Origin of the sequence: Antarcticirhabdus aurantiaca (assembly GCF_009765365.1) — a bacterium.
Classification (GTDB): Bacteria; Pseudomonadota; Alphaproteobacteria; order Rhizobiales; family Rhizobiaceae; genus Antarcticirhabdus; species Antarcticirhabdus aurantiaca.
In genome coordinates, this window is the sequence record NZ_VTOM01000007.1 from 225,096 (window position 1) to 233,300 (window position 8,205).

Consider the following 8,205-nt stretch of genomic DNA (forward strand, 5'->3'; position numbering starts at 1 on the left):
GCGCTTCCGCCATCCGCCCGATACAGGCATCGCTGAACCGTTCAGGCGATGCAGCCGGGGCCATGAAGCCCCAAAAGGAGACAGGTCATGAACCAAGAGGTCATGAACATCTTCAACCCGCAGGTCGCGGCGCAGACCTTCGACTCCATCCGGATCTCGCTGGCGAGCCCGGAGAAGATCCTTTCTTGGTCGTTCGGCGAGATCAAGAAGCCGGAGACGATCAACTACCGCACGTTCAAGCCGGAGCGCGACGGTCTGTTCTGCGCGCGCATCTTCGGCCCGATCAAGGACTACGAGTGCTTGTGCGGCAAGTACAAGCGCATGAAGTATAAGGGCATCATCTGCGAGAAGTGCGGCGTCGAGGTCACCCTCTCGCGCGTTCGGCGCGAGCGCATGGGCCACATCGAGCTGGCCGCCCCGGTCGCGCACATCTGGTTCCTGAAGTCGCTCCCGAGCCGCATCGGTACGCTGCTCGACATGACCCTGAAGGACATCGAGCGCGTCCTCTACTTCGAGAACTACATCGTCACCGAGCCCGGACTCACCGCCCTGAAGGAGCACCAGCTCCTGACGGAGGAGGAGTACATGATCGCCATCGACGAGTACGGTGAGGACTCGTTCACCGCGCTTATCGGCGCCGAGGCGATCCAGGAGCTGCTCGCTTCGATGGATCTCGAGACGATCGCCGGCACGCTCCGCGAGGAGCTGGCGACGACGACGTCCGAGCTCAAGACGAAGAAGCTGATGAAGCGGCTGAAGATCGTCGAGAACTTCATCGAGTCCGGCAACAAGCCGGAGTGGATGATCATGCGCGTCGTGCCCGTGATCCCGCCGGACCTGCGCCCGCTCGTCCCGCTCGACGGCGGCCGCTTTGCGACCTCCGACCTCAACGACCTCTACCGCCGCGTCATCAACCGCAACAACCGCCTGAAGCGGCTGATCGAGCTGCGCGCGCCCGGCATCATCATCCGCAACGAGAAGCGCATGCTTCAGGAAGCGGTGGACGCGCTGTTCGACAACGGCCGCCGCGGCCGCGTCATCACGGGTGCCAACAAGCGCCCGCTGAAGTCGCTGTCCGACATGCTGAAGGGCAAGCAGGGCCGCTTCCGCCAGAACCTCCTCGGCAAGCGCGTCGACTATTCTGGCCGCTCGGTCATCGTCACGGGTCCGGAGCTCAAGCTCCACCAGTGCGGCCTGCCGAAGAAGATGGCGCTCGAGCTGTTCAAGCCGTTCATCTACGCGCGCCTCGACGCCAAGGGCTTCTCCTCCACGGTGAAGCAGGCGAAGAAGCTCGTCGAGAAGGAGCGTCCGGAAGTCTGGGACATCCTGGACGAGGTGATCCGCGAGCACCCGGTTCTCCTCAACCGCGCGCCGACGCTGCACCGCCTCGGCATCCAGGCGTTCGAGCCCATCCTGATCGAGGGCAAGGCGATCCAGCTTCACCCGCTGGTCTGCACGGCCTTCAACGCGGACTTCGACGGCGACCAGATGGCGGTGCACGTGCCCCTGTCCATCGAGGCGCAGCTCGAAGCGCGCGTCCTGATGATGTCGACGAACAACATCCTGCACCCGGCCAACGGTCAGCCGATCATCGTGCCGTCGCAGGACATGGTTCTCGGCCTCTACTACCTCTCGATCATGAACGAGAACGAGCCGGGGCAGGGCATGGCCTTCTCCGATCTCGGCGAGATGGAGCACGCCATCGCGGCCAAGGCGGTGACGCTGCACACCAAGATCAAGGGCCGCTTCCGCTCGATCGATAAGGACGGAAACGAGTACTCGAAGATCTACGAGACCACGCCCGGCCGTATGCTCATCGGCGAGCTGCTGCCCAAGAACCCGAACCTGCCCTTCGACGTCTGCAACGAGCTGATGACGAAGAAGAACATCTCCAAGATGATCGACACCGTCTACCGCCACTGCGGTCAGAAGGACACGGTGATCTTCTGCGACCGCATCATGCAGCTCGGCTTCCGCCACGCCTGCCTCGCCGGCATCTCGTTCGGCAAGGACGACATGGTCATCCCGGAGACCAAGGCCCGCCTGATCGAGGAGACGCAGGCGCTCGCGAAGGAATACGAGCAGCAGTACAATGACGGCCTGATCACGCAGGGCGAGAAGTACAACAAGGTGGTCGATGCCTGGGCCAAGTGCACGGACAAGATCGCCGAAGAGATGATGGCCCGCATCAAGGCGGTCGAGTTCAACAAGGAAAACGGCCGTCAGAAGCCGATGAACTCGATCTACATGATGTCGCACTCGGGTGCCCGCGGCTCGCCGACGCAGATGCGTCAGCTGGCGGCGATGCGCGGCCTGATGACCAAGCCCTCGGGCGAGATCATCGAGACGCCGATCATCTCGAACTTCAAGGAAGGCCTGACCGTGCTCGAGTACTTCAACTCGACCCACGGCGCCCGCAAGGGTCTGGCCGACACCGCCTTGAAGACGGCGAACTCGGGCTACCTCACCCGCCGCCTCGTCGACGTGGCGCAGGACTGCATCATCACGCAGACCGACTGCCAGACGCCGAACGGCCTGACGATGCAGCCCATCGTCGACGCCGGACAGGTCGTCGCGACGCTCGGCCAGCGCATCCTGGGCCGCACGGCCCTGGAGGACATCCTTCACCCGATCACCGGCGACGTCCTCGTGAAGGGCGGCGTCACGGTCGAGGAGAAGGACATCGAGGTCATCGAGAAGGCCGGCATCCAGTCGGTGAAGATCCGCTCGGCGCTGACCTGCGAGGTCCGCACCGGCATCTGCGCCGTCTGCTACGGTCGCGACCTCGCGCGCGGCACGCCCGTCAACATGGGCGAGGCCGTCGGCGTCATCGCGGCGCAGTCGATCGGCGAGCCGGGCACCCAGCTCACCATGCGCACCTTCCACATGGGCGGCACGGCGCAGGTGGTCGACTCGTCCTTCCTCGAGGCCTCTTACGAGGGCTCGGTGAAGATCCGCAACCGCAACGTCGTGCGCGACTCGGACGGGCGCCTCGTCGCCATGGGCCGCAACATGGCCATCCTGATCCTCGATCAGGGCGGCAAGGAGCGCGCCTCGCACCGCGTCACCTACGGCAGCCGCATCTACGTCGACGACGGGGATACGGTCCGCCGCGGCCAGCGCATCGCGGAGTGGGACCCCTACACCCGCCCGGTTCTCACCGAGCTGGACGGCGTGGTGGAGTTCGAGGACATGGTCGAGGGCATCTCGGTGTCCGAGCAGACCGACGAGTCGACCGGCATCACCAAGCGCGCGGTCATCGACTGGCGGGCGAGCCCGCGCGGTCAGGACCTCAAGCCCGCGATGGTCATCAAGGGCAATGACGGCAAGATCCTGAAGCTGGCGCGCGGCTCGGACGCCCGCTACTTCCAGTCGGTGGACGCCATCCTCTCCGTCGAGCCCGGCTCGAAGGTGAAGGCGGGCGACGTCCTGTCGCGTATTCCGATGGAAAGCGCGAAGACCAAGGACATCACCGGCGGTCTGCCGCGCGTCGCCGAGCTGTTCGAGGCCCGCAAGCCGAAGGACAACGCCATCATCGCCGAGATCGACGGCACGGTGCGGTTCGGACGCGACTACAAGAACAAGCGCCGGATCATCATCGAGCCGCACGAGGACGGCGTCGAGCCGGTCGAGTACCTGATCCCGAAGGGCAAGCCGTTCCACCTGCAGGAAGGCGACGTCATCGAGAAGGGCGACTACATCCTGGACGGCAACCCCGCGCCGCACGACATCCTGGCCATCCGGGGCGTCGAGGCGCTGGCGAGCTACCTCGTTAACGAGATCCAGGAAGTCTACCGGCTCCAGGGCGTGCTCATCAACGACAAGCACATCGAGGTCATCGTGCGGCAGATGCTGCAGAAGGTCGAGATCGTGGAGTCGGGCGATTCGGGCTACATCCCGGGAGATCATGTCGACCGGATCGAGCTGGCGGAGCTGAACGAGCGCCTGGAGGAAGAGGGCAAGAAGCCGGCTTCCGGCAACCCGGTGCTCCTCGGCATCACCAAGGCCTCGCTGCAGACGCCGAGCTTCATCTCGGCGGCGTCGTTCCAGGAAACCACGCGCGTCCTCACGGAAGCCGCGGTGGCCGGCAAGACCGACACGCTGCAGGGCCTGAAGGAGAACGTCATCGTCGGCCGCCTCATCCCGGCCGGCACGGGCGGCATGATGACCCAGGTCCGCCGGATCGCCTCCTCGCGCGACGACCTCATTCTCGAGGATCGCCGCACGGCCGCCAACACGCAGGAGAGCGATCGCCTGCTGACCAACCTCGGCGCTGCCGAGTAGGCGCTGCCGCAGCATCACGATCAGGGAAGGGGCTGCTCCTCGGAGCGGCCCCTTTTTCGTTGGGAGCGATTCGACGAATATCGGCAGTCGATCGTTAACGCTGCTCGGATCCGCGAGTCGGGTTCGAGAAGCGCAGAGGGCGCCACTCCAGGCCTACCGACGTGGAAAAGCCCGGAAACAAAGGGGCGCGACCCTTGCCGCCGGGGTTGACGCGCCCCAGGGGAATCGTTAAGTACCGGCCAACAAAGCCGATGTGAGGTCGACGCCGTTCGGAACGACGCGTTCTGGACTTCCTGCCTCAAACAAGGCTTCGTTCAACGAAACGACACATTGCTGGCCGCATGACCGGGCAACCGGTCCTCTGCATCGTTTCCGGGCAGTCCGCTAGTTCAAGCGGATGACATGCCCGGTTTCGCGCATGGCGCGCTCGGCGCGACGCGGGCGACGTGTCGGTTCGTGCGGACCTTAGATTTTGAGACAAGAGGAAGGCCGAATGCCGACCATCAATCAGCTGATCCGGAAGCCGCGCGTTCGTCCCTCCGAGCGCAACACGGTTCCGGCTCTCGAGGCGAACCCGCAGAAGCGCGGCGTTTGCACCCGCGTTTACACGACCACGCCGAAGAAGCCGAACTCGGCTCTCCGCAAGGTCGCCAAGGTCCGCCTCGTCAACGGCTACGAGGTCATCGGTTACATCCCCGGCGAGGGACATAACCTTCAGGAGCACTCCGTGGTGATGATCCGCGGCGGCCGCGTGAAGGACCTTCCGGGCGTGCGCTACCATATCATCCGCGGCGTGCTCGACACGCAGGGCGTCAAGAACCGCAAGCAGCGCCGCTCGAAGTACGGCGCGAAGCGTCCGAAGTAAGCGACCCCGCGTCCGACCGTTTGAAGAGCTGATCCCATGTCCCGTCGTCACTCCGCCGAGAAGCGCGAAATCAACCCGGATCCGAAGTTCGGGGACCTCGTCGTTTCGAAGTTCATGAACGCCGTCATGTACGACGGCAAGAAGTCGGTCGCCGAGCGCATCGTCTACGGCGCCTTCGATGCCGTGAACGTCAAGACCCGCCAGGATGCGGTCGCCGTCTTCCACCAGGCGCTCGAGAACGTCGCGCCCCACGTCGAAGTGCGCTCGCGCCGCGTCGGTGGTGCGACCTATCAGGTCCCGGTCGACGTGCGCCCCGAGCGTCGTCAGGCTCTGGCGATCCGCTGGCTCATCTCGGCCGCCCGCAACCGCAACGAGACCACGATGGTCGACCGCCTGTCCGGCGAGCTGATGGATGCCGCGAACAACCGCGGCACCGCTGTGAAGAAGCGCGAAGACACGCACCGCATGGCGGAAGCGAACCGCGCCTTCTCGCACTACCGCTGGTAAACCCAGGCTTCGAAGTTCGAAAGGCGACGCCCCCATGGCCCGCGAATACAAGATCGAAGACTACCGCAATTTCGGCATCATGGCCCACATCGATGCCGGCAAGACGACCACGACCGAACGCATCCTCTTCTACACCGGCAAGTCCCACAAGATCGGCGAAGTCCATGACGGCGCCGCGACGATGGACTGGATGGAGCAGGAGCAGGAGCGCGGCATTACCATCACGTCGGCCGCGACCACGACCTTCTGGCAGGGCCGCGACGGCAAGAAGCGCCGTTTCAATATCATCGACACGCCCGGACACGTCGACTTCACGATCGAAGTCGAGCGTTCGCTGCGCGTTCTCGACGGTGCCATCGCGCTCCTCGACGCCAATGCCGGTGTCGAGCCGCAGACGGAGACCGTCTGGCGCCAGGCCGACAAGTATCATGTTCCGCGCATGATCTTCGTCAACAAGATGGACAAGATCGGCGCCGACTTCTACCGCTGCGTCGAGATGATCAAGTCGCGTCTCGGCGGCAAGCCCATCGTCGTCCAGCTGCCGATCGGCGCCGAGAACGAGTTCAAGGGCGTCGTCGACCTGATCGAGATGAAGGCCCTGGTCTGGCGCGACGAGACGCTCGGCGCGCAGTGGGACGTCGTCGAGATCCCGGAAGACCTCCAGGCCCAGGCCGAGTCCTTCCGCGAGCAGATGATCGAGACCGCCGTCGAGATCGACGAGGACGCGACCGAGAAGTACCTCGAAGGCGTGATGCCCTCGAACGACGAGCTGCGCGCGCTGATCCGCAAGGGCACCTGCGCCGTGACGTTCTTCCCGGTGCTGTGCGGCTCGGCCTTCAAGAACAAGGGCGTGCAGCCGCTTCTCGACGCCGTCGTCGAGTTCCTTCCGTCGCCGATCGACGTTCCTCCGATCAAGGGCATCGATCCGAAGACCGAGACCGAGACCACGCGCACGTCGTCCGACGACGAGCCGCTCTCGATGCTCGCCTTCAAGATCATGAACGACCCGTTCGTCGGCTCGCTGACCTTCTGCCGCATCTATTCGGGCAAGGTGTCCAAGGGCATCTCGCTGCAGAACACGGTGAAGGAGAAGAAGGAGCGTCTGGGCCGCATGCTCCAGATGCACTCCAATTCCCGCGAGGACATCGAAGAGGCCTATGCGGGCGACATCGTCGCTCTCGCCGGCCTCAAGGAAGTCACCACGGGCGATACGCTCTGCGATCCGCTGAAGCCGGTCATCCTTGAGCGCATGGAGTTCCCCGATCCGGTCATCGAGATCGCGATCGAGCCCAAGACCAAGGGCGACCAGGAAAAGATGGGCCTTGCGCTCAACCGCCTGGCGGCCGAGGATCCGTCCTTCCGCGTCAAGACCGACGAGGAGTCGGGCCAGACGATCATCGCGGGCATGGGCGAGCTTCACCTCGACATCCTCGTCGATCGCATGCGTCGCGAGTTCAAGGTCGAGGCGAACATCGGCGCTCCGCAGGTCGCCTATCGCGAGACGATCACGCGCCGGGTCGAGCACGACTACACGCACAAGAAGCAGACGGGCGGCACGGGCCAGTTCGCTCGCGTCAAGATGATCTTCGAGCCGGCCGAGATCGGCGCGGGCTCCTCCTTCGAGTCGAAGATCATCGGCGGCGCGGTGCCGAAGGAATACGTGCCGGGCGTCGAGAAGGGCGTGAACTCGGTCATGGGTGCTGGGCCGCTGGCCGGCTTTCCAATGGTCGACATCAAGTCCGAGCTGATCGACGGCGCCTATCACGACGTCGACTCGTCGGTTCTCGCCTTCGAGATCGCCTCCCGCGCTTGCTTTCGCGAGGCCATCCAGAAGGCCGGCCCGAAGCTGCTCGAGCCGATCATGAAGGTCGAGGTCGTGACGCCCGAGGACTATGTCGGCGACGTCATCGGCGACCTGAACTCGCGTCGCGGCCAGATCCAGGGTACCGAGCCGCGCGGCATCGCGCAGGTCGTGAACGCCATGGTTCCGCTGGCGAACATGTTCGGCTACGTGAACACGCTGCGTTCGATGTCGCAGGGCCGCGCCCAGTACACGATGCAGTTCGACCACTACGAGCAGGTTCCGAACCAGGTCGCGGACGAGATCCAGAAGAAGTACGCCTGACGCGGGATACCGCGTCGGCCTTCCGACGAGACATTCGGGCGAGACGCCCTGCAGAAATGATGGAGTGGCACTATGGCCAAGGGTAAATTCGAGCGCAACAAGCCGCACGTGAACATCGGCACGATCGGTCACGTCGACCACGGCAAGACGTCGCTGACGGCGGCGATCACGAAGTACTTCGGCGAGTACAAGGCTTACGACCAGATCGACGCGGCGCCGGAAGAGAAGGCGCGTGGCATCACGATCTCGACGGCGCACGTCGAGTACGAGACGCCCAACCGCCACTACGCCCACGTCGACTGCCCCGGCCACGCCGACTACGTGAAGAACATGATCACGGGCGCGGCGCAGATGGACGGCGCGATCCTGGTGTGCTCGGCCGCCGACGGCCCGATGCCCCAGACCCGCGAGCACATCCTTCTCG

5 protein-coding genes are annotated in these 8,205 nt (G+C 64.5%); all 5 read left to right on the plus strand.

What is annotated here, in order from left to right; genetic code table 11:
- The first annotated feature begins 87 nt into the window (after positions 1 to 87).
- Positions 88 to 4,284 carry a DNA-directed RNA polymerase subunit beta' gene (rpoC, locus tag FZN60_RS10970; protein WP_158873517.1) on the plus strand — a complete coding sequence of 1,399 codons (4,197 nt, stop codon included), beginning with the start codon at positions 88 to 90 and terminating at the stop codon, positions 4,282 to 4,284.
- Between the two features lie 493 nt (positions 4,285 to 4,777).
- Positions 4,778 to 5,149, plus strand: coding sequence for a 30S ribosomal protein S12 (gene rpsL, locus FZN60_RS10975; protein WP_055847812.1), 372 nt, complete (start codon positions 4,778 to 4,780; stop codon positions 5,147 to 5,149).
- Between the two features lie 36 nt (positions 5,150 to 5,185).
- Entirely contained in the window at positions 5,186 to 5,656 is a 471-nt protein-coding gene (gene rpsG / locus FZN60_RS10980; protein WP_158873518.1) for a 30S ribosomal protein S7, read from the plus strand.
- Positions 5,657 to 5,690: 34 nt separating this feature from the next.
- A complete protein-coding gene (fusA, locus tag FZN60_RS10985; RefSeq protein ID WP_158873519.1) occupies positions 5,691 to 7,781 on the plus strand; it encodes an elongation factor G in 2,091 nt (696 codons plus the stop codon).
- Between the two features lie 72 nt (positions 7,782 to 7,853).
- The coding region (locus FZN60_RS10990) for a GTP-binding protein (RefSeq protein WP_199266540.1) at positions 7,854 to 8,205 on the plus strand (352 nt) is incomplete at its 3' end.